The 21959-nt window shown below is 63.3% G+C and carries 23 protein-coding genes; 16 read left to right on the plus strand and 7 right to left on the minus strand.

From position 1 onward, the window contains the following. Window positions 1–168 precede the first annotated feature (168 nt). Together fdxA and VE092_RS17745 are read right to left on the minus strand one after the other, a co-directional pair. Window positions 169–492: a ferredoxin FdxA gene (fdxA, locus tag VE092_RS17740; RefSeq protein WP_310838864.1), complete on the minus strand. Its 324-nt coding sequence runs from the start codon at window positions 490–492 to the stop codon at window positions 169–171. A 7-nt stretch (window positions 493–499) separates the two neighbouring features. Continuing rightward, window positions 500–883 (minus strand): hypothetical protein, encoded by a 384-nt coding sequence (locus VE092_RS17745; protein ID WP_324879030.1) that lies wholly within the window; start codon window positions 881–883, stop codon window positions 500–502. On the opposite strand from VE092_RS17745, the gene VE092_RS17750 reads away from it, so the two are divergent. The 4 genes from VE092_RS17750 to VE092_RS17765 all read left to right on the plus strand — a co-directional run bounded on the left by VE092_RS17750 (window position 867) and on the right by VE092_RS17765 (window position 6049). Next, entirely contained in the window at window positions 867–2111 is a 1245-nt protein-coding gene (locus tag VE092_RS17750) for an ABC transporter substrate-binding protein (RefSeq protein WP_324879032.1), read from the plus strand. The genes VE092_RS17745 and VE092_RS17750 overlap by 17 nt on opposite strands. A gap of 186 nt (window positions 2112–2297) precedes the next feature. After that, a complete protein-coding gene (gene pncB, locus VE092_RS17755) occupies window positions 2298–3473 on the plus strand; it encodes a nicotinate phosphoribosyltransferase (protein ID WP_324879034.1) in 1176 nt (391 codons plus the stop codon). Between the two features lie 140 nt (window positions 3474–3613). After that, the gene (locus VE092_RS17760; protein WP_324879036.1) at window positions 3614–5017 is read left to right on the plus strand and encodes a sodium:proton antiporter; all 1404 of its coding nucleotides are present in this window, start codon (window positions 3614–3616) and stop codon (window positions 5015–5017) included. Window positions 5018–5068: 51 nt separating this feature from the next. Continuing rightward, window positions 5069–6049 carry a D-glycerate dehydrogenase gene (locus tag VE092_RS17765; RefSeq protein WP_324879037.1) on the plus strand — a complete coding sequence of 327 codons (981 nt, stop codon included), beginning with the start codon at window positions 5069–5071 and terminating at the stop codon, window positions 6047–6049. 111 nt (window positions 6050–6160) lie between these two features. Here VE092_RS17765 and VE092_RS17770 read toward each other — a convergent pair whose 3' ends face one another. Beyond that, window positions 6161–6418: an acyl-CoA-binding protein gene (locus VE092_RS17770; protein WP_034340818.1), complete on the minus strand. Its 258-nt coding sequence runs from the start codon at window positions 6416–6418 to the stop codon at window positions 6161–6163. Window positions 6419–6438: 20 nt separating this feature from the next. After that, a complete protein-coding gene (locus VE092_RS17775; protein WP_102661480.1) occupies window positions 6439–6795 on the minus strand; it encodes an FKBP-type peptidyl-prolyl cis-trans isomerase in 357 nt (118 codons plus the stop codon). Between the two features lie 305 nt (window positions 6796–7100). On the opposite strand from VE092_RS17775, the gene VE092_RS17780 reads away from it, so the two are divergent. The 5 genes from VE092_RS17780 to VE092_RS17800 all read left to right on the plus strand — a co-directional run bounded on the left by VE092_RS17780 (window position 7101) and on the right by VE092_RS17800 (window position 11788). After that, the gene (locus VE092_RS17780; RefSeq protein WP_324879041.1) at window positions 7101–8084 is read left to right on the plus strand and encodes a beta-propeller fold lactonase family protein; all 984 of its coding nucleotides are present in this window, start codon (window positions 7101–7103) and stop codon (window positions 8082–8084) included. A gap of 21 nt (window positions 8085–8105) precedes the next feature. Beyond that, window positions 8106–8927, plus strand: coding sequence for a polysaccharide deacetylase family protein (locus VE092_RS17785; RefSeq protein WP_324879043.1), 822 nt, complete (start codon window positions 8106–8108; stop codon window positions 8925–8927). A gap of 100 nt (window positions 8928–9027) precedes the next feature. Beyond that, complete coding sequence (locus VE092_RS17790; protein WP_324879045.1) at window positions 9028–10014, plus strand: sterol desaturase family protein; 987 nt, start codon at window positions 9028–9030, stop codon at window positions 10012–10014. Next, complete coding sequence (locus tag VE092_RS17795) at window positions 10014–10859, plus strand: EI24 domain-containing protein (RefSeq protein ID WP_324879047.1); 846 nt, start codon at window positions 10014–10016, stop codon at window positions 10857–10859. The genes VE092_RS17790 and VE092_RS17795 overlap by 1 nt, the downstream gene beginning before the upstream one ends. Window positions 10860–10981: 122 nt before the next feature. Continuing rightward, window positions 10982–11788, plus strand: coding sequence for a competence/damage-inducible protein A (locus VE092_RS17800; RefSeq protein ID WP_324879049.1), 807 nt, complete (start codon window positions 10982–10984; stop codon window positions 11786–11788). Window positions 11789–11875: 87 nt separating this feature from the next. Here the strand turns inward: VE092_RS17800 and phaP are convergent, their stop codons facing one another. Further along, complete coding sequence (gene phaP, locus VE092_RS17805) at window positions 11876–12439, minus strand: TIGR01841 family phasin (protein ID WP_102661485.1); 564 nt, start codon at window positions 12437–12439, stop codon at window positions 11876–11878. A gap of 376 nt (window positions 12440–12815) precedes the next feature. Here phaP and VE092_RS17810 point away from each other — a divergent pair, with 376 nt between their 5' ends. Then, on the plus strand, window positions 12816–13724 hold the full coding sequence (locus VE092_RS17810) for a histone deacetylase (RefSeq protein ID WP_324879052.1): 909 nt from the start codon (window positions 12816–12818) through the stop codon (window positions 13722–13724). Between the two features lie 59 nt (window positions 13725–13783). Then, window positions 13784–14683, plus strand: a complete 900-nt coding sequence (locus tag VE092_RS17815) for a DMT family transporter (protein WP_324879054.1) — start codon at window positions 13784–13786, stop codon at window positions 14681–14683. A gap of 2 nt (window positions 14684–14685) precedes the next feature. Here VE092_RS17815 and VE092_RS17820 read toward each other — a convergent pair whose 3' ends face one another. Continuing rightward, window positions 14686–15492, minus strand: coding sequence for a helix-turn-helix transcriptional regulator (locus tag VE092_RS17820; protein ID WP_324879056.1), 807 nt, complete (start codon window positions 15490–15492; stop codon window positions 14686–14688). A gap of 136 nt (window positions 15493–15628) precedes the next feature. Here VE092_RS17820 and VE092_RS17825 point away from each other — a divergent pair, with 136 nt between their 5' ends. Both VE092_RS17825 and pbpG read left to right on the plus strand, forming a co-directional pair. Continuing rightward, window positions 15629–16390 carry a class I SAM-dependent methyltransferase gene (locus VE092_RS17825; protein WP_324879057.1) on the plus strand — a complete coding sequence of 254 codons (762 nt, stop codon included), beginning with the start codon at window positions 15629–15631 and terminating at the stop codon, window positions 16388–16390. Between the two features lie 400 nt (window positions 16391–16790). Then, on the plus strand, window positions 16791–17894 hold the full coding sequence (gene pbpG / locus VE092_RS17830) for a D-alanyl-D-alanine endopeptidase (RefSeq protein WP_324879059.1): 1104 nt from the start codon (window positions 16791–16793) through the stop codon (window positions 17892–17894). A 98-nt stretch (window positions 17895–17992) separates the two neighbouring features. On the opposite strand, the gene VE092_RS17835 is transcribed toward pbpG, so the two are convergent. After that, entirely contained in the window at window positions 17993–18778 is a 786-nt protein-coding gene (locus VE092_RS17835) for an IclR family transcriptional regulator (protein ID WP_006464484.1), read from the minus strand. A 344-nt stretch (window positions 18779–19122) separates the two neighbouring features. Between VE092_RS17835 and VE092_RS17840 the strand changes: the two genes are divergently transcribed. The 3 genes from VE092_RS17840 (at window position 19123) to VE092_RS17850 (ending at window position 21932) form a co-directional block, all read left to right on the plus strand. After that, the gene (locus VE092_RS17840; RefSeq protein ID WP_102661492.1) at window positions 19123–20136 is read left to right on the plus strand and encodes a sulfate ABC transporter substrate-binding protein; all 1014 of its coding nucleotides are present in this window, start codon (window positions 19123–19125) and stop codon (window positions 20134–20136) included. A 73-nt stretch (window positions 20137–20209) separates the two neighbouring features. After that, window positions 20210–20806, plus strand: coding sequence for an NADPH-dependent FMN reductase (gene ssuE / locus VE092_RS17845; RefSeq protein ID WP_006464486.1), 597 nt, complete (start codon window positions 20210–20212; stop codon window positions 20804–20806). A gap of 142 nt (window positions 20807–20948) precedes the next feature. Further along, on the plus strand, window positions 20949–21932 hold the full coding sequence (locus VE092_RS17850; RefSeq protein ID WP_324879062.1) for a sulfonate ABC transporter substrate-binding protein: 984 nt from the start codon (window positions 20949–20951) through the stop codon (window positions 21930–21932). The last annotated feature ends 27 nt before the right edge of the window (window positions 21933–21959 follow it).

The following is a 21959-nucleotide window of genomic DNA, read 5'->3' on the forward strand; positions in this document are numbered from 1 at the left end:
GCGGTCCGCGCCGCGAGGCTGGCGCAGGCCATGTGGCCGGCAGGGTCTTTGCCGTCGGCCAAATACAAACGGCTGCGCATCTGGCTCGGGCGATGGTGCTGCCAGGCTGGATGCGCAACCGCAATTCTGAGTGGGCCGGAGCCCGACCGGCTTGATCTGCCGCAGCGATCAGCGCTGCAGGTATTGCAGTTTGTCGGTCTTGTCCTTCCATTCCTCGGCGTCCGGCAGCGGCGCCTTGGTCTTGGTGATGGAGGGCCAGCTGCGGGACAGGTCGGCGTTCAGGGCAATGTATTGCTGCTGGTCGGCCGGCACGTCTTCTTCCGCGTAGATCGCATTGACCGGGCATTCGGCCACGCACACGGCGCAGTCGATGCATTCGTCTGGGTCAATCGCGAGGAAATTGGGGCCTTCGCGGAAACAATCCACCGGGCAAACATCCACGCAATCCGTGTAGCGGCAACGGACGCAGGAATCGGTGACAACGTGGGTCATAACTGTCCTATCTGTAAAATTTCTTCAAACCGATGGCTAACTGCGCCGCAATTGATGGCAATATGGCACGGTTAAAATCATGTTGCGGCTGGTCAACCTGTTGTCGAGGTCCATTTTGCGCGCATCCTGCCGCATCCTCCGCCTTGTGGGCGCCCTTGGGATGCCGCTGCGCAACCCGCCGCAAAGCCTTGTATTTTAAGGTAATTCGATTTTTCCCACAAATGAGGCTTATACAGTTTACGTATAAGTAAATAAACAAGCTCGCCACCAGACCCGCCGCCACCAAGGTCTTCCGGATGCCGCCTCCGCGCACGGAACAAGGCCGCCAGGCGTGCCGGTCGATGCCGCGCATCAACTGATAAGGAAGTCCCGGCGTGAACGCTGAAGACACCAAGCCATTCCCCCTCCGTCTTTCTCTTTTGCCGGCCGTGCTGGGCCTGCTGGCCGCACTGGCCTTGCCGGTCGTACCGGCCAAGGCCGCCGAAGCCATTCGCATCGGCGAGATCAATAGCCAGGGGCGCCAGTCACTTTCCGGGCAAGCCTATCGCAATGGGCTGGCGCTGGCCCTGGAGCAGATCAATGAAGCCGGTGGTGTGCATGGCCGGCCGTTGCAGCTGGTGGTGCGGGACGACGATGGTGACGCCGACCAGGCCGCCCGCAACGCCAGGGAACTGGTCAGCAAGGAACGCGTCGAGGTGCTGACCGGCACCATGCTCTCCGACGTGGCCCTGGCGGTGGCGCGTGAAGCCGCCCGCGGCAAGACCGTGCTGGTGGTGGGCGATGCCCTGTCGGACGCCATCACCCTGGACAAGGGCAACCGTTTCACCTTCCGCGTACGTCCCTCGACCTATATGCAGGCCGCCATGCTGGCCGAACAGGCCGCGCGCCTGCCCGGCCGGCGCTGGGCGGTGGTGGCCCCCAACTATGAATACGGCCAGAGCGCCGTGGCCAGCTTCAAGATGTTGTTGAAGCAGGCTCGCCCGGATGTGGAATTCGTCAGCGACCAGTGGCCGGCGCTGGGCAAGATCAAGGCCGACGACGTGGTGCGGGCTATCCGCCAGTCGCGTCCGGACGGCATCTTCAACGCCACCTTCGGCGAAGACCTGCAGAAGTTCGTGCAGGCCGGCAACCGTCTGCAGTTGTTCAACGGGGTGCGGGTGGTGTCGCTGGCCTCGGCCGGTGCGCAAAGCCTGGACCCTTCGCAGAGCGAGGCGATCCGCGACTGGCTGGCCGTCGGCTACCCGTGGGACCAGATCAACACCCCCGACCATCAGCGCTTCCTGGAAGCCTATCTGAAGAAATTCAGCGAACGCCCGCAGTTGTCGTCCGTCCTGGGCTATTCCACGATGATGGCTATCGCCGCCGGCCTGAAGAAAAGTGAAGGATATGACGGCGAGGCGCTGGTCGAGGCCCTGCGCGGCCTGCACTGGTCGTCGCCGCTGGGCGAGCTCAGCTTCCGCGCCCTGGACCAGCAGGCGTCCATGGGTGCCTTCATCGGGCTGGTGTCGCAGAAGGACGGTCGCAGCACCATGCGCGAGTGGCGCTACCTGGACGGCACTTCTTATCTGCCCCCGGCCACCTACGTGCGCAGCCGCCGTCCGGGCTCGGCCACGAAGTGATCGCCTGGCGCGCATGTCCAAAGTCCCCTCGGGGCAGGGGGCTTTGCCATCGCCGATCTCGGTTAAGATAGCGCACGCGGCGCCCAAGGGGGCCGTCAAGGCATGGCGCAGGACCGCTCCGGGGCGACCCGCCATGCACGTGGACCATCAACATGGCAGCATGCGGGGCATCCGCATCCGGACTTCATGATCATCACTTCCTTACTCGACACCGACCTGTACAAATTCACGATGATGCAGGTGGTGCTGCATCACTTCCCCGGCGCCCAAGTCGAATATCGCTTCAAATGCCGCAACGAGCACATTGATCTGACCCCCTACGTCGAGGAAATCCGCGCCGAGATCGCCGCCCTGTGCCGCTTGCGCTTCAAGGAAGACGAACTGAACTACCTGCGCGGCCTGCGCTTCATCAAGAGCGACTTCGTCGACTTCCTCGACCTGTTCCACCTGAACGAAAAGTACATCACCGTCCAGCCCGACCCGGTCGGCAACGGCGAGATCGAGATCAGCGTCAAGGGCCCTTGGCTGCACACCATCATGTTCGAAGTGCCGGTGCTGGCCATCGTCAATGAAGTCTATTTCCGCGCCACCCAGCGCACGCCCGACCTGGAAGAGGGCAGGGCGCGCCTGCGCCGGAAGATGTCGGTCATCACCGAAGACGCCGAACTGGCCGGCTGCAAGATCGCCGACTACGGCACCCGCCGCCGCTTCTCGCGCAGCTGGCATGCCGAAGTCATCGACGAGATGAAGCAGCACATGGGCGAGCACTTCGCCGGCACTTCCAACGTGATGTACGCCATGCAGCACGACTTGACGCCCCTGGGCACCATGGCCCACGAATACTTGCAGGCCTGCCAGGCCCTCGGTCCGCGCCTGCGCGATTCACAGACCTTCGCTTTCGAGATGTGGGCGCGTGAATATCGCGGCGACCTGGGTATTACGCTCTCCGACGTCTATGGCATGGACGCCTTCCTGCGCGACTATGACATGTACTTCTGCAAGCTCTTCGACGGTGCGCGCCACGACTCGGGCGACCCCTTCGAATGGGGCGAGCGCCTGATCCAGCATTACCGCGACAATCGCGTCGATCCCTCCAGCAAGGTGCTGGTGTTCTCCGACAGCCTGGACTTCGACAAGGTGCGCGCCCTGTACCTGCGCTTCAAGGACCGGGCCAAGGTGGCCTTCGGTGTGGGCACCAACCTGACCAACGACCTGGGATATACGCCGCTGCAGGTGGTCATGAAGATGGTGCGCTGCAACGGCCAGCCGGTGGCGAAGCTCTCCGACACCCCTTCCAAGAACATGTGCGATGACCCGGCTTATGTGAACTATCTGCGCCAGGTGTTCCAGATCAAGGCGTGAGCGGAGCCCGCGATACCTGAAAGTTTTTTCACTGGACGGTTTTTGCGCGCCAGCGGCAGGTCGGCTGCTATAGTGTGGCTCCCCGCCATCGCCCGCAGCGGTGGCGAGGGGTTTGTTCACTTCCTACCTGAGGACGACACTTGCCGCTTAACGCCATCCTCCTTGCCTTGCTTGGCCTGATACTTCCCCTGCCCGGATGGGCTGCCGACCTCGACGGGGCCGGCCTGTCCGTGGCCTGGGCCCTGCCGTTCGCCGGCGTGCTGCTGTCCATTGCGGTGCTGCCCCTGGTAGTGCCGGCCCTGTGGCACCACCACTTCGGCAAGATCGCCGCTGCCTGGGCACTGGCCTTCCTCTTGCCCTTCGGCGCCGCGCACGGCACGCATGCGGCCTTGGCCATCAGCGTGCATGCGCTGGTGGCGGAATATCTGCCCTTCATCATCCTGCTCACCGCGCTGTTTACGGTGGCCGGCGGTATCTGTGTGCGCGGCAACCTGCACGGCACGCCGGCCCTCAACACCGGTCTGCTGGCGCTGGGCAGCCTCCTGGCCAGCATCATGGGCACCACCGGCGCGGCCATGCTGCTGATACGTCCGCTCATCCGCGCCAATGACGACCGCAGGCATACGGTGCATGTGGTGGTGTTCTTCATCTTCCTGGTCGCCAACGCCGGTGGCTCGTTGACGCCGCTGGGCGATCCGCCGCTGTTCCTGGGTTTCCTCAAGGGAGTGGACTTCTTCTGGACTGCACGCCACCTGCTGGGCCCCATGGCCTTCCTGTGCGGCGCGCTGCTGCTGATCTTCTACCTGCTGGACCGGCACTTCTACCTCAACCGCGAAGAGCGCCGCCCGCTCGACCCGACCCCGGACTCGGCGCTGCAGTTGGAGGGCAAGCTCAACTTCCTGCTGCTGGGCGCCGTGGTCGCCCTGGTGCTCATGAGCGGCCTGTGGAAGCCGGGCGTGGCCATGGAACTGATGGGTGCGCCGCTGGAATGGCAAAACCTGCTGCGCGATGGCGCCTTGCTGCTGGTGATCCTGCTGTCGCTGTGGCTCACGCCGAAGTCGGCGCGGGAGGGCAATGAGTTCGGCTGGGGGCCGATGCTGGAGGTGGGCAAGCTCTTCGCCGCCATCTTCCTTACCATCGCCCCGGTCATCGCCATGCTGCGCGCCGGCGAGCAGGGCGCCTTTGCCGCCGTGGTGCGCGCCGTGACCGGTCCCGACGGCCGGCCCGACGACGTGATGTATTTCTGGATGACCGGCCTGCTGTCTTCCTTCCTCGACAATGCCCCGACCTACCTGGTGTTCTTCAACACCGCATCCGGCGATGCGCGCGAACTGATGGGGCCGCTGGCCTCGACCCTGGCCGCCATCTCTGCCGGGGCCGTCTTCATGGGCGCCAACAGCTACATCGGCAATGCGCCCAACATGATGGTCAAGGCCATCGCCGAGGAACGCGGCATCCGCATGCCCAGCTTCTTCGGCTATATGGCCTGGTCGGTGGGCATCCTGGTGCCGCTGTTCATCGTCATGAGCTTGCTGTTCTTCTGAGTGTTACGCCCCGCTTCCCATTGATAACGAAACCGAGACCACGAGACCCGCATGAAACCCAAGATCTTCGTCGCCCGCGCCGTCTTCCCTGAAGTATTGGCGCGCCTGGCGCAGCACTTCGAGGTCGAGTCCAACCAGGACGACCGCATCTACAGCGCCGATGAACTGCTGACCAAGGCGGTCGGCAAGGACGGCCTCTTCACCACACCCAGCGAGCCGGTCACGGCCGCCCTGTTCGCCGCCAATCCGCAACTGAAGGCGGTCTGCAACATGGCCGTGGGCTACAACAACATCGACGTGGCCGCCGCCACCCGCGCCGGCGTGATGGCCACCAATACGCCCGATGTGCTCAACGAGACCACCGCCGATTTCGGCTGGGCGCTGATGATGGCCGCCGCCCGTCGCATCACCGAATCCGAGCACTTCCTGCGCGCCGGCCAGTGGAAGAAGTGGAGCTACGACAGCTTCGTCGGCCCCGACATCCATGGCGCCATTCTGGGCATCATCGGCATGGGGCGCATCGGCCAGGCCATCGCCCGCCGCTCGCTCGGCTTCGACATGCAGGTGCTGTACCACAACCGCTCGCGCCTGGCGCCGGAGCAGGAGGCGCGTGCCAACAACGCGCGCTACGTCAGCAAGGAAGATCTGCTCCGGCAGGCCGACCACGTGGTGCTGGTGCTGCCCTATTCGAAGGACACCCACCACACCATCGGCGCCGCCGAGCTGGCGCTGATGAAGCCGACCGCCACCCTGACCAATATCGCCCGTGGCGGCATCGTCGATGATGCCGCCCTGATCGCCGCCCTGCGCGAAGGCCGCATCGCCGCAGCCGGCGTGGACGTGTTCGAGAACGAGCCGGCCTTCAAGCCGGAATTCCTCGACCTCAGCAATGTGGTGCTGACCCCCCACATCGCCAGCGCCTCCACCCCCACGCGCCTGGCCATGGCCAATTGCGCCGCCGGCAACCTGATTGCCGCCTTGTCCGGCCAGCGCCCGCCCAACCTGCTCAACCCCGACGTGGTCAAGGGCTGATCCAGCCACATTGCGACAAAAAAATGGGCGCACCCGATCGAGGGTGCGCCCATTTTGTTTTGCGCTTTCGCTTCCGGTATGCGGCAACAGCGAACAGCTGCCGCACCCGCATCAACCCTTCAGTTCATTGAAGATATCGATATATTCCTGCTGCGCTTCGGCTTGCGGCTTGCCCTTGAGCGCGGCCCAGGCGTCGAACTTGGCGCGGGCCACGAAATCGGTCATTCCCGGGCGCTCGCCCTGCACGTCGCCGTTGCTGCCCTGCTTGTAGAGGCCATACATCTTCAGCAGGGTCATGTTGTCGGGACGCTCGGGCAGGCTCTTGGATTCGGCCACGGCCGCTTCGAACTGTTCTTGCAGGGTGCTCATGTCTCTCTCCTCCAGCGGGCTCAGACGCCCAGCAGCTCGACTTCGAAGATCAGGGTGGCATTGGGCGGAATCACGCCGCCAGCGCCGCGTGCGCCATAACCCAGGCCAGCCGGGATGATCAGCTTGCGGGTGCCGCCGACCTTCATGCCTTGCACGCCTTCGTCCCAGCCCTTGATCACATGGCCTGCGCCCAGCGGGAAGGCGAACGGGTCATTGCGGTCCTTGCTGGAATCGAACTTGCTGCCGGCGCTGCCGTCTGCATTCTGTAGCCAGCCGGTGTAATGCACGGTGACATGGCTGCCGGCCTTGGCTTCGTCGCCCGCGCCTACGGTGATTTCTTCATATTGCAGCCCGGAAGCTGTGGTGATCGTGGACATCTTTTTCCTTTCGGTGAGGGATCGTATTGACGCGGCCGCTGGTCTCATCCCCGGTTGGCCAGGATTGACCGATGCCGGTGGGCAAGGTCACTGGCAACCCGGAGCTGGGCGTCGCCGTCAGGCGACAGGCTCGCAGGCCGCTCCGGCAGCGGCATGCGACCGGAACGGCAGGCAGTGTAAACCAAAAATTGAAATTTTTTCATATTGCGTCAGAGGCCTGTCAGCGGGATGCTCCCGGCATGCGTTAAGAGCCGAGGACGTGCTCCGTGCACGATGAGATCAGGCATTTTTGTGTAAAGTTCGTCATGTTGCGTCGATTCAGCCAACTTTTATCCCTTTCCCTCCGCGCAGCATGTGTTTCGGCCGTCCTCGCGGTGTCGGCCCACGCCAACGTGGTGGTCGTGCTCAATTCCGGCGATGCCTCGGTGTCGCTGCTGGACCAGACGGGTGAGAAGGAGCTCTCCACCTTCTCGGTCGGCAAGGAGCCGCACCATCTGATGGCCACCCCCGACAACAAGTCCCTGATCGTGGCCAGCGCCACCGGCAACCAGCTGCTGTTCCTGGATCCCAAGACCGGTGCCGTGCAGCGCAAGATCCGCGACATCATCGACCCCTACCAGATCGGCTTCAGCCCCGACCAGAAATGGTTCGTGGCCACTGGCCTGCGCCTGGACCGGGTCGATGTCTACAGCTATGACGGCCAGGACCTGAAGCTGTCCAAGCGCATCCCTCTGGCCAAGACCCCCAGCCACATTGCTTTCGACAACGCCAGCACCACCGCTTTCATCACCCAGCAGGGCAGCGACCAGGTCAGCGCCATCGACCTGGCCACCCAGCAGGTCAAGTGGACCATGCCGGTGGGCAAGCTGCCGGCCGGCATCGTCATGACCCCGGACAACAAGTACCTGCTGGTGGGCATCATGGGCGCGGACTACGTCGAGGTGATCGACTGGCGCACCCAGAAGATCGTCAAGAAGATCAAGACCGGCGTGGGTGCCCACAACTTCCGTGGTCAGGGCGACAAGCGCTTCATCTATGTCTCCAACCGCGTGGCCAACACCATCAGCGTGGTCGACATGACCACCCTGGAAAACGTCGGCACCATCAAGGTCCCGGGTGGTCCGGACTGCATGGAAGTCACCGCCGATGGCAAGACCATGTGGGCCACCCTGCGCTGGAGCAAGAAGGTCGCCGTGATCGACCTGGCCAGCCGCTCGGTGACCAAGGTCATTCCGGTGGGCCGCTCGCCGCACGGCATCTACCTGTACAACCGGGCGCCCGATATCTGATCAACCCATGACCACTCCCCGATGAGGCCGTCCTTCCCGACCCAGACCCTGCGCGGCCTGTGCCTGTTCGCCATCCTGGCGGCCGGCCAGGCCGTTGCGCAATCCGGCGCCGCCGAGGCAGCTGCCTGCAAGGGGCATATCTATCTGACCTTCGATACCGGCAGCCAGTCCCAGGCCGAACTGATCGAGCAGACCCTGCTGCGCCACCATATCAAGGCCACCTTCTTCCTGGCCAATGAGAAGACCATCCACGGTGACTACTCCCTGGATCCGGCCTGGGCGCCGCTGTGGAAGCGCCTGGTGGCGGAGGGCCATGCCTTCGGCACCCATACCTTCGACCATGTCTACGTGGTTCGCGACCTGCCGGACGGCAAGATCGAGGTGCGGCCGCAATTCGGTGCGCAGGCCGGCAAGAAGCTGCAATGGACCCCGGCCCAGTATTGCGAGGAGATGCAGCGGGTCGACCAGCGCTTCCAGCAGCTGACCGGCCACAAGCTCGACCCGCTGTGGCGTGCCCCCGGCGGGCGCCTGACTCCCAACCTGCTCAAGGCCGGCCAGGCCTGCGGCTATGCCCACGTGGCCTGGGCGCCGGCCGGTTTCTCGGGCGACGAACTGCCCAGCGACAAATTCCCCAATGCGATGCTGCTGAAAAAGGCGCTCAATGGCCTCAAGGATGGTGATATCTTCCTGGCCCATATGGGCATCTGGTCGCGCCAGGATCCGTGGGCGCCGGCGGTGCTGGAACCCTTGATCAGCGGGCTGGAGCAGAAGGGTTACTGCTTCGCCACCCTGCGCGAGCATCCGGCCTATCGCCACCTGTTTGGCGCCGGCAAGGAACACTGAACACCGGCGCCAGTCGAACCGGCGCCGGCGGCAGGGGGCCTGCCGGCAGCCCGCCCAGCGCGGCACACCGTTATACCGTCATACCGAAGCAAGCATATCCATGATCCAGACCATTTCCGACCTCTTTGCCACCGTCCAGGGCTGGCTTTTCGAGACCCTGGTGCAGCCGCTGGTGTTTTTCACCGGCATGGGCGAATTCGTCGAGGAAGCCTTCACCGGCACCGAATTCGTGCTGGTGGGCCTGTGCGAACTGGTGATCCTGTTCCTGATCCTGCGTCCGCTGGAGTCCATGATCCCGGTGCATCCCATCACCGACCCGCGCGCGCGCTGGAACGATTTCATCTACACCGTCCTGCAGCGGCTGGGCATCATTCCTATCGTCGCCTTCCTGCTGCTCGATCCAGCCCTGTCCTACCTGTCCGAGGCCTTGCATCTGGAAGGCTGGGGGACCTTCAACCTGGATCAGATCTGGCCCGGCGTGACCGACCGTGCACTGGTCAGTTTCCTGCTCTACATGGTGGTGCTGGACCTGTGCGAATACGTCTACCACTGGGCGCAGCACAATGTGCGCTGGATGTGGGCCCTGCACAGCCTGCACCATAGCCAGCAGAACATGAACCTGTGGAGCGACGACCGCAACCACATGCTGGACAACCTGGTGCACGACATCATCTTTGGCCTGATCGCCGTGCTGATCGGCGTGGAGCCTTCCCAATACATCCTGCTGGTCTCGCTCTCGCGCATGCTGCAAAGCCTGCAGCATGCCAATGTGCGCATCCATTTCGGCCGCATCGGCGAATACCTGCTGGTCTCGCCGCGCTTTCACCGCACCCATCACGCCATCGGCCTTGGCCATGAAAGCCGGGGCCGCAATTCGTTGGGCGGGCATAACTTCGCCGTGCTGTTCCCGATCTGGGATGTGATCTTCCGTACCGCCCACTTCAGCCAGGGCTTCGCCATGACCGGTGTGCGCGATCAGCTGCCGCCGCCCGCCGGTCGCGGGCGCGACTACGGTCGCGGCTTCTGGATGCAGCAATGGCTGGGCATCAAACGTCTGGTCGAATTCACCCGCAGGAAGCCGCGCTGATGCGTCTGTTCATCGCTTCCTTCGGCCGCGCTCTGCTGGCGCAACTGCACATCCGCATGCTGTGGCTGACCGTGTTGCCCTTCGTGGTGTCGCTGGCCTTGTGGGCGCTCTGCCTGTGGCTGGGCTTGCAACCCATCATCGACTGGCTGCAGGCCTATTTTGTGACCAACAGCATGTTCGGCGAGATCGGCAGCATGCTGGCCTGGTTCGGCATGGCGACCCTGAAGACGGTGCTGGTGCCGCTCCTGGCAATGTGGACGCTGCTGCCGCTGATGATCATCACGGCACTGGTCTTCGTCGGCCTGTTCACGATCCCGGCCATTTCCCGCCACATCGGCGCGCGCCACTATCCCATGCTCTCCAAGCGCCATGGCGGCAGTGTCGCCGGCAGCCTGTGGACCTCGTTGTGGTGCTTTGCCGTCTTCACCATCCTGTGGCTGGCCACGATCTGGGTATTCCTGATCCCGCCGCTGGCCTTCGTGATCCATGCGCTGCTGTGGGGCTGGCTGACCTATCGCGTCATGGCCTACGACACCCTGGCCGACTACGCCAGCACCGAGGAGCGGCACGCCGTGCTACGCCTGCATCGCTGGCCGCTGCTGGCAGTGGGCACCATTGCCGGTGCCCTGGGTGCGGCGCCCACTCTGCTGTGGCTGGGCGGGGTGCTGTCGGTGGTCCTGCTGCCGGTACTGGCCGGGGTGGCGATCTGGCTGTATGTGGTGGTGTTCGTCTTTACCGCCCTGTGGTTCCAGTTCTATTGCCTGGAAGCGCTGCTGCGCTACCGCAGCGGCCAGCCACCGGATGGCCCGGTAGACGGCGCAGTCATCGATGTGACACCGCGTTGAAGCCTGATTGACGCCGGGTCCTTGTACAAGGTGGGCGGCGGGGCAGGGCGCGGTCCGCCACGGCGCTGCCGAATGGGGCATAATCGCCGCCATGTTTCTTCAACTTTCTGGCGGGTAGACGCATGGCATTCGGACTCATCATCATCGGCGACGAGATCCTCTCGGGACGCCGCATCGACAAGCATTTCCCCAAGGTCTTGGAACTGCTCGGCCAGCGCGGCCTGCAGTTGTCCTGGGCGGAATATCTGGGCGACGACCCCGACCGCATCACCGCCACCCTGAAGCGCACACTGGCCACCCAGGACGTGGTGTTCTGCACCGGCGGCATCGGCGCCACCCCGGACGATCACACCCGCCAGTGCGCAGCGGCTGCGCTGGGCGTGCCGGTGGTGCTGCATCCCCAGGCCAAGGAAAAGATCCAGGAGCGCATCGCCGACATGGCCCGCGAATCCGGTGCCACACCCGACTTCGACGCACCCGAGAACCAGCACCGCCTGAAGATGGGCGAGTTCCCGCAGGGCGCCTCCATCATCCCCAATCCCTATAACAAGATTCCCGGCTTTTCCCTGCCCAATACCAGCGGCGAAGGCACCCATTACTTCGCGCCTGGCTTCCCCGTGATGGCCTGGCCGATGTTCGAATGGGTGCTGGAAAACCACTACGCCGACCAGTTCCACCGCAATGCCTGGGCCGAACGTTCGATGCTGGTGTACGAGGCGATGGAATCGACCCTGACCCCGCTGATGGAAGCCATCGAGGCGCAATTTCCGCTGGTGAAGGTGTTCAGCCTGCCGCACGTGGGCGACCAGCAGACGCGCCGCCATATCGACCTGGGCGTCAAGGGTGACCCCACCCAGGTGGATCCGGCCTTCGAAAAGATGCAGGAAGGCCTGCGCGCCCTGCGTGCCGAGTTCCAGATCAGCGCCTGAAACGCGCAACGCCAGACGCAAAAAGGCCCCGGTCCAGCCGGGGCCTTTCAGCAATCGGCGCGAGCGCCGGATTGTTGATTGCTTTGATTACTTCTTGGCAGCGCGGGTCACCTTGGCGCCAGCCTGGGACATCTGGTCCACGGCGTTGCTGACATTGGCTTCCAGCACTTCAGCGGCCTGCTTGGCGTTCTTGGTGAACTGTTCGTAGCCGGCGCTCATGTTGCCGATGGCCGACTTGAACATCGAGATCGCCTGTTCCGAACCGGCCGGGGCGTTCTTGGCGGCTTCGTCGATCATTGCCACCACCTTGCGGTTGACTTCGGCGATCTGCGCTTCGGCAGCCTTGGTCAGTTCCGACTGGGTGCTGGAGAAGATGCCGCTCAGGTGACGGCCGTAGGCGACCGACTTTTCCAGCGTCGGCTGGGCATGCGCGCTGGAGAGGGTGAAGAATTCCTGCGGGTCCTTGGCAGCAAACAGCTTCAGGGCCGCAGCCTGGCTTTCTTCGAGCGAGGACTTGGCCGCCTTCAGGTTCAGATCCACCAGTTTTTCCACGCCTTCAAAGGTCTTGCTCGCCAGCTGGCTGAAGAGCGCGATCTGGGCTTCGGCATTGGCTTTGGCAGCAGCAGAAAATTGCTCGGTGTAGTTCGTCATGTTGAAACATCCTTCTCGGTGATAGGTTGATGAACAATGCTGCGACAGTGATTGCTTACGGACCAATCTGAAGGGAAAGGTGGATCTCCGCTGAAATTTCTTATTTGAATATGATGCATTGCACAAGGCGGATTCTAGTTTAATCGTGCATAAAGTCAAACGTTTCATCGCGTGAGAACTGCGAAAAGTGTTTCAAAATTGATCCACGTCTAATCAAGGACTTACGCGACTTTTGATGAGGAATTCGATTCTTTTGCTACTTGCTGTCGAGCTAATGAAATTACGTTATCAATGCGCTGCGCGCAATCGTTTGCGCCGCATCGCAAAACGCTTATTGCAATGCAGAAACGCGTATTAACAGGAAAGGAATTTGTTCTTGAAGGCCTTTTACAGCGACCATTTCGTGCTGCCCCTGCCACCGGGGCACCGCTTCCCCATGATCAAGTACCGCATGATCCGCGAAGGAGCGGCCAGCCTGCAGCCGGCTATCGATTTCCAGGAAGCCCAGGCCGCCAGCGATGGCGAGCTGGCGCTGGCGCACCATCCCGACTATATCGACCGCGCCAGCCGTGGCGATCTGAGCGCAGCCGAGCAGCGCGAGATCGGTTTTCCCTGGTCGCCGCAGATGGTGGAGCGCTCGCGCCGCTCTTCCGGCGCCACCATCGCCGCCTGCCGTGCCGCCTTCGCGGACGGGGTGGCGGTCAACCTGGCCGGTGGCACCCACCATGCCTATGCCGACCACGGTGCCGGCTTCTGCGTCTTCAATGATGCCGCCATCGCCGCGCGCCTGATGCAGGCCGAACGTCGCGCCGCCCGGGTCGCCATCGTCGACCTGGACGTACACCAGGGTAACGGCACCGCCTCCATCCTGGCGCGGGATGATTCGGTGTTCACCTTGTCCCTGCACGGAGAGAATAATTACCCCTTCGAAAAGGAACGGAGCGATCTCGACGTCGCCCTGCCCGATGGCATCGGTGACGTCGACTATCTGGCCGCCCTGCAGGGCGCCCTGGCAACGCTGCAGCAGCGCTTCGCCCCGCAGTTGCTGATCTACCTGGCCGGTGCCGATCCGCACGAGGGCGATCGCCTGGGCAAGATGAAACTGAGCATGGCTGGCCTCGCGGCCCGCGACGAGACCGTGTTCACCTATGCCCGCGAGCACAAAATTCCGGTTGCGGTTACGATGGCGGGCGGCTACGGCAGAGATATCGAACAAACCGTCGCCGTCCACCTGCAAACGATAAGACTCGCCGGCCTCCACGCTGCCCGCTGGAGCGCACGGTGAAATGACCCGGGCCTCTTCGCGCATGAGCATGTCGCATGCGGCCCGCCCACGGAAAAGAAATGATGCAATCCCCCCCCGGCACCAGCCGGTCGCGCCAGCTCCTGATGAGCCTGGTGCCCCTGTTGTTCGTATTGATCTGGAGCACCGGCTTCATCGTCGCCAAGTTCGGCCTGCCGTATGCGCCGCCGCTGACCTTCCTGCTGTTGCGCTTCACTGGCGTGCTGATCGTGCTGCTGCCGCTGGTGCTGCTGTTTCGCGCGCCCTGGCCGCACGGCCGCATCCGCCACGTGGCCGTGGCTGGCGTATTGCTGCAGGCCGGCTACCTGGCCGGCGTCTGGTGCGCCATCAAGATCGGCATGCCGGCCGGCCTGTCGGCCCTGATCGTCGGCCTGCAACCCATCCTGACCGCCTTCGCCGCACCCTTGCTGGGTGAATCGGTGCGAGGCCGGCAATGGGTTGGACTGGCGCTGGGCCTGTGCGGGGTAGGGCTGGTGGTGGCCAACAAGATTTCGCTGATCGGCCTGTCCACCGCCAGCATCGGCCTGTGCCTGTTTGCCTTGTTGTGCATCACGATCGGTACCTTGTACCAGAAGCGCTACTGCGCCCACTTCGATCTGCGCACCGGCACCGTGATCCAGTTCGCCGCCTCCATCGTGGTGGTGCTGCCCTTTGCCGTGGCCGTGGAAGGTCTGGACTGGCATCTGGGCAACATCCACTGGACTCCGCAATTCATCGCGGCGCTGCTGTGGTCGGTGCTGGCCCTGTCGATCGGCGCCATCTTCCTGCTGTTTGCGCTGATCCGTCGCAGCGCCGCCACCAGCGTCACCAGCCTGCTCTATCTCACGCCACCGACCACGGCCGTGATGGCCTGGCTGATGTTCGGCGAAGCCTTCAGCCTGATCGGTGCGCTGGGCATGCTGGTAGGTGTGATCGGCGTGGCCTTCGTGGTCCGCAAATGAGGTCAGCCGGGCGCGGGCGCGTCCGGCATCAGCGTCACCAGTTTCAGGTCCGGCCGGTTGGCCACACGGAAGTTGACCTGGCGATAGCGCAGTTCCCCCGATTGCGGATGCTGGAAGCGGCGCTCGCCGCCTTCGCGCTCCACCACATCCTGCAAGTGCCAGGCCCGCTTGAAGAGCGGACTGGCGGCTGACAACTCCTCCACCAGCGCCAGCAGATCCGGATCGTCCAGCAGGCTGGCACTGTCGGCCCGGAATTCCGCCACCAGCCGGCGCGCGCGCTGCTCCCAGTTGATCGTCAAGGCCTGCGCCGTCGCGCGGGCGAACATGAAGCGCAGCAGATTGGGCGCCGCCTCCCCTTGATCCAGCCACCCCACGAAGAGCTTGCGCGCCGCCGGGTTCCAGGCCACGGCATTCCAGTAGCGATCCAGCAGATAGGCCGGCGCGCGGAAGTTGCCGACCACTTCCAGGATTTCCGGCGCCATCACCGCCACCGCCTGTTGCTCCGGCAGCGCCGGGTCCTTCTTGCCGGCCAGTTCGAACAAGTAGGCCCGCTTGGCGCGCGGCAGGTGCAGCGCGTCGGCGATGCGCGCCAGCGCCTGCGGCGAGACCGAGTCGGTGCGCCCCTGTTCGATCCAGGTGTACCAGGTCACGCTGATGCCGCACAACTGCGCCACTTCTTCTCGGCGCAAGCCCGGCGTGCGACGCCGGCCATGGGCCAGGTGCGGCAGGCCGGCTTGCGAGGGGGCAGTCTGTTCGCGCTGGGATTTGAGGAAGGTTCCCAGGGCGCGGCGGGCAAGATCGGGTTCCATGCAGAAAGAGGAGGGTGGTGGTCGGGGTAATAGTATAAATGCTGAACTTGTAACAGGATAAGGATTCGCTAGACTGATCGCTCATCCACAGCAGAGCCGCACTCCGCTGTTTCCCATCACATCGAGGAGCCCCGCCATGCGCAGCCATCAGCAAGTCGTCACCGAACAGTTCGGCAGTACCGCCGCCGCCTATCTCACCAGCGCGGTACACGCCCAGGGGGCTGATCTGCAGGAGCTGGCCGCCATCGCCGCCACCATTCCCGGCGCTCGTGTGCTCGATCTGGGGTGCGGCGGGGGACACGCCAGCTTCGCCGTGGCGCCGGTGGTGGAAAAAGTGATTGCCTACGACATCGCCGCCGAAATGCTGGACGTAGTCGCCAGCGCCGCCCGCGAGCGTGGCCTGGACAACCTGGCCGTGCGCCAGGGCAGCGCCGACCGGCTGGAGTTTCCCGACGCCAGCTTCGACCTGGTCTGTACCCGTTTTTCGGCGCACCACTGGCGCAATCTGCCGCAGGCGCTCACTGAAGTGTTCCGGGTACTCAAACCGGGCGGACGCTTCATCGTCATCGATACCGCCGCACCGGCCGATGTGCTGGCCGATACCTACGTCCAGGCCATTGAGTTGCTGCGCGATACTTCACATGTCCGCAATATCAGCCTGAACTCCTGGCGCAAGCTGTTGCAGGCCGCCGGTTTTGCCATCGACAGCGACAAGACCTGGAAGCTGCGCCTGGAATTCGACAGCTGGGTGGCCCGCATGCGCACCCCGCAAGACAACATCACGGCCATCCGTGCGCTGTGGAAGGCCGCGCCGGAAGAGGTGAAACAGTATTTCGCGCTGGACCAGGCCTGCTCCTTCTCCATCGACGTCGCCATGCTGGACGCCCGCAAGCCCTGAACACGGCCTGCTTCCTCCTCCTGCGGCAGGGTGGGCGGTCAACTCCTACCCCTGCCTGCTCGTTATCCCGCACTCCGGATGCCTCGAAAGCGAACATCTGGGGCCAGTATTGCCTTCTGTTATCGCCATCGAAATCCGGCGCAGAACGCTAGACTGGTATCATGCCGTCTCGTTGGCCCAGGTTTTGCTAGTTAAAAATCGAACAAAATTGAGCAGAACCTCGTAGTAGTTGTAGAGAAATCTCGAAAAAAGCGTGAGACTCCGCACCGGGGCGAGAGATAGAATGCCGTTTAAATAAATGCGCTAACGTCTTAATTCTCTTGCGAAAATTCTGCTTTTTGCTACACTGCCAACGTTTCTCTTGTGTACTATCAGGGTAAATTCGGGGGGAGGTCCACCTATGTTCAAAACAGCGCTGGCCATTTTCACATCGCTACTTTTCATCCACGCTGGTTTGGCACCTGCCGCAGCCCAGACGGTCAACAACGCCGCCAAGAAGGCACCGGCCAAGAAGGTGGTCGCCAAGCGACCCGCCGCAGCCGTCAGCCGCACGGTCGCCAAGGGCTCGCTGAACAACCGCGAAAAGCTGGTGCGCAAGGTCAGCGTGGTCAAGGGCAAGCGCCACATCAGCTATCAGCGTGTCTCGGCCGCCCCCTCGGTGCCGGTGGTGCCACCGGTCATGACCGCAGGCGACCTGGCCGGCCTGAACCTCACGCCGGATCCGTTGGCCCTGCGTTCCAATGTGGCGCTGGTGATCGACCAGGCCAGCTCGCAGGTCCTGTTTGAAAAGAATTCCTCGGTGGCCCTGCCCATCGCCTCCGTCACCAAGCTGATGACCGCGCTGGTGGTGGTGGAAGCACACCTGAACATGGAAGAAGTGCTGACCGTCACCGATGACGACGTCGACCGCGAAAAGCACAGCAGCTCGCGCCTGCGCGTGGGTGCCACCCTGAGCCGCGACGACATGCTGCACATCGCCCTGATGAGTTCCGAGAACCGCGCCGCGTCGGCGCTGGGGCGCAACTATCCGGGCGGCCTGCCGGCCTTCGTGGCGGCCATGAACGCCAAGGCCCGCGCGCTGGGCATGACCGATACCCATTATGTGGATTCGACCGGCCTGTCCAGCCAGAACGTGGCCAGCGCTCGCGACCTGGCCAAGCTGGTGGTGGCGGCCTATAACTACCCCATCATCCGCCAGTACTCTACCGATCCCAAGTACATGGTCGAACCCAGCGGCCATGCCATGCAGTACAACAGCTCCAACCGCCTGACCTCCAACAAGGAATGGGACATCGGCCTGCAAAAGACCGGCTTCATCAACGAAGCCGGCCATTGCCTGGTGATGTACACCCGCATCGAAGGTCGTCCCATCGTCATGGTGTTCCTGGATTCCAAGGGCCGCCTGTCGCACGTGGGCGATGCCGCCCGCATGCGCAAGTGGCTGGTGGAAGACCAGCCGAACAACCTGACCCGTGTAAAGATGGTCAGGGCCGACGAGGGTTGATCGCCGCAGGAATCTGACTGACCAACAAAAAAGCGAACCCGATGGTTCGCTTTTTTGTTGGTCGATCTGATTGAAGGTGAACAGGCCTAGCCTTCGCTTCAATCCCGGTCCCGCCGATATCCCAGCGCCGACGAAATCTGGTTGGCCGTGCTGACCAGGTCATCCACCCATTCTTCCTGCAGCCGGTCGGCCGGGGCCGAGATCGACAGGCCGGCCACCAGCTTGCCGCTGTCGTCGCAGATGCCGGCAGCCATGCAGCGCACGCCCAGTTCCAGCTCCTCGTTGTCGCGGGCATAGCCGAGGGCGCGCACCATGGACAGTTCGCGTTCCAGCTTGGTCAGATCGGTGATGGAATTCTTGTTATGCCCCGCCAGCCCGGTCCGGGTGGCATAGGCGCGCACGTTCTTGGGGTCATCCACCGAGAGAAAGAGCTTGCCGGTGGAGGTCAGGTGCAGCGGCGCACGGCCGCCGATGGCGCGTACCACCTGCATGCCGGAGCGTTCGGAAAAGGAACGGTCGATGTAGACGATTTCATCGGCCTGTCGCACCGACAGGTTGATGGTCTGGTGGGTCTTGCGATGCAGGGCGCGCATGAAGTCCAGCGCCGCCTCGCGCACCGACAACCGGCTCTTGACGATATTGCCCAGCTCCAGCAGACGCATGCCCAGGCGGTAGGTGCCCGGTTCCACGCGGTCCACGAAACGCTTGACCACCAGATCGTTGAGGATGCGGTGCGCGGTCGACGGGTGCAGGTCGGTCGCCGCCGACAATTCCTTCAGGCTCACCGGGTCCGGGTAATCGGCCAGCGCATCGAGCAGCGACACCATGCGCTCGATGACCTGGATGGAAATGTGTTCTGTCTCGCCTGCAGCTTCTTTTTTCATGGCGCAGCCTGGTGCGTTGCAATATGAAGGTTATACCACAATGTGAAAAGAACAAAAAGTTCGACCATGCTTTTTTGGCCCGCATCAATGGCGCATCAAGGCTGTCGGTAGCCTCCGGACACGCCGTGCGGCGAGGCAGGGCGCCCCTCCGGATTGCCGAACGCCCGTTTCCTCTTTCCTGGCTCTCCCTGACGTTTGGTTATAAAGACGGGCCGCCTTATTCCGGCGGCTTGCGCTTGCATATCTGTTTTCCGCATATCGAGAGAAGAAAGTATTCGTTCTTTTCAGGCAGCAGGCTCATTAACCTGTGTGCTCCAAAACAACTAACACTTTCGGGAACGGACATGCTGAAGAACGTCATCAAATCGGTCGTCGCCACCCTGGTGCTGGCGCAAGCCGCCCACGTCGCACAGGCGGCCGATCTCTCGCTGCTCAACGTCTCTTACGACCCGACGCGAGAACTCTACGCCGACTATAACAAGGCCTTTTCCAAGTACTGGAAGGAAAAGGCCGGTGACAACGTCACCATCAAGGCTTCCCACGGCGGTTCCGGCAAGCAGGGCCGCTCCGTCATCGACGGCATCGATGCCGATGTGGTGACCCTGGCCCTGGCCTACGACATCGACGAAATCTCGGAAAAGGCCAAGCTGCTGCCGGCCGACTGGCAAAAGCGCCTGCCGCACAACAGCTCGCCCTATACCTCCACCATCGTATTCCTGGTGCGCAAGGGCAATCCCAAGGGCATCAAGGACTGGGGCGACCTGATCAAGCCGGGCGTGTCCGTCATCACTCCCAACCCCAAGACCTCGGGCGGTGCGCGCTGGAACTACCTGGCCGCCTGGGCCTATGCCAAGCAGAAGGGCGGTAGCGACGACGCAGCCCGCGACTACATCGCCAAGCTCTTCAAGAACGTGCCGGTGCTGGATTCCGGTGCCCGTGGCGCCACCATCACCTTCGTCGAGCGCGGCATCGGCGATGTCCTACTGGCCTGGGAAAACGAAGCCCTGATCTCCCTGAAGGAATGGGGTCCGGACAAGTTCGACATCGTCGCGCCGTCGATCTCCATCCTGACCGAGCCGCCGGTGGCCGTGGTGGACAAGGTGGTGGACCGTCGCGGTACCCGCAAGGTGGCCGAGGAATACCTCAAGCACCTGTACTCGGAGGAAGGCCAGGAAATCATCGCCAAGAACTACTACCGCCCCATCGATCCCAAGATCGCCGCCAAGTACGCTGCGCAGTTCCCCAAGCTGAACCTGGTGACCATCGACAAGGACTTCGGCGGCTGGCAAAAGGCCCAAAAGACCCACTTCGCCGATGGCGGTACCTTCGACCAGCTCTACGCACCCAACAAGAAGTGATCTGAAACCTGGCAGGGCGCCGGCCGCGCCGGCTCCCTGCCGCTTCCTCCCGCTCAACGCTCAAGCATAAGACATGACCATCCTGCTCCTGGCTGGCAGCCCTTCGGCGCCTTCCCGCTCCACCCGCCTGCTGCACCACGTCGGCGACAAGCTGGCCCAGCTCGGCCACCGCCATGCCCGTCTGGAGGTGCGCGACCTGCCGGGCCAGGCCATCCTGCGCGCCGACTGGAACAATGCGGAGATCAAGGCTGCCCTGTCCACAGTGGAGGAAGCCTCGGCCGTGGTGGTCGCCACTCCGGTCTACAAGGCGGCCTACAGCGGCATCCTCAAGGCCTTCCTCGACCTGCTGCCGCAGTTCGGCCTGACCAACAAGCTGGTGCTGCCGCTGGCCACCGGTGGCAGTCAGTCGCACATGCTGGCGCTGGACTACGCCTTGCGCCCGGTGCTGTCCTCGCTCAATCCCAAGCACGTCCTGCCCAGCATCTACGCCACCGAAGCCCAGGTGACCTGGAGCGAAGAGCAGGGCCTGGTGCTGGATGCGCCCATCGCCACCCGCGTCGATGAAGGCGTGGCGCAGTTGTCCGCCAGCCTGTTGGCCCTGCACAAGGCAGCGCCGGAAGAGTTCCGCGAAATACCGTTCTCGCAATTGCAGTACAGCGTCTCCTACTGATGCTTGCCGACGCAAACTGACATCCCGTATTGAAACCGGCTGGAGTGATCCGGCCTGTCTTGAACGTCTGAACCAAACGTCTGAAACGATCATCGGCCGGTGCAGCCGAAGGCCCTCTGCACGCCCAAATCTGGAGAAAAACGTGTCCGCCAACAAGAACAAGATTGTCCATTCCTCCCGTCGTCGCACGCTGGTCGGCCTGTCGGCCCTGGCGCTGGCGACCGCAACCCTTGCCCTGGGCGCCGCCGCGGTGCAGGCCCAGGAAGCCAAGGTTCTGCGCATCGGCTACCAGAAGGCGGCCAATACCCTGGTCCTGCTCAAGGCCCACGGCACGCTGGAAAAGCGCCTGCAGCCGCTGGGCGTGGAAGTGAAATGGGCCGAGTTCGCGGCCGGTCCGCAATTGCTGGAAGCGCTCAATGTCGGCTCGGTCGATTTCGGCTACGTCGGTGAAGCCCCGCCGGTGTTTGCCCAGGCCGCCGGTGCCGACTTCGTCTATACCGCCTACGAAATCCCGACCCCGGATGCCGAAGGCCTGCTGGTGCAAAAGAATTCACCGATCAAGAGCGTGGCTGAACTGAAGGGTAAGAAGATCGCCTTCAACAAGGGGTCCGATGTGCACTGGCTGGTGGTGGCCCTGCTCAAGAAGGCCGGCCTGCAATACAGTGACATCCAGCCGGTCTACCTGGCGCCGGCCGATGCCCGCGCCGCCTTCGAGCGTGGTGCGGTCGATGCCTGGGCGATCTGGGACCCGTTCCAGGCGGCCGCCGAAAAGCAGGTCGGTGCGCGGCGCCTGGCCAGCGGCGTGGGCGCGGTCAGCCATCACCAGTTCTTCCTGAGCGCGCGTCCTTTCGCGGCGAAGAATCCGCAGGTGCAGAAGGTCCTGCTGGAAGAGATCACCCGTGAAGGTGAATGGGTGCGTACCCATACCGCCGACGCTGCCGCCCAGCTGTCGCCCATCCAGGGCCTGGATGCCGACATCATCGAAACCGGCTTGAAGCGCTACGCCCACATCTACAAGCCGGTCGATGCCCAGGTGCTGGCCGAGCAGCAGAAGATCGCCGATGCCTTCTATGAATTGAAGCTGATCCCCAAACAACTCAAGGTCAGCGATGCCGTCCTCAAATGATGTCCACCCGGTTGCCGCAGCACAGGA

It is taken from the genome of Herbaspirillum sp. (assembly GCF_035644555.1).
In the GTDB taxonomy this organism is placed as follows: Bacteria; Pseudomonadota; Gammaproteobacteria; order Burkholderiales; family Burkholderiaceae_D; genus Herbaspirillum.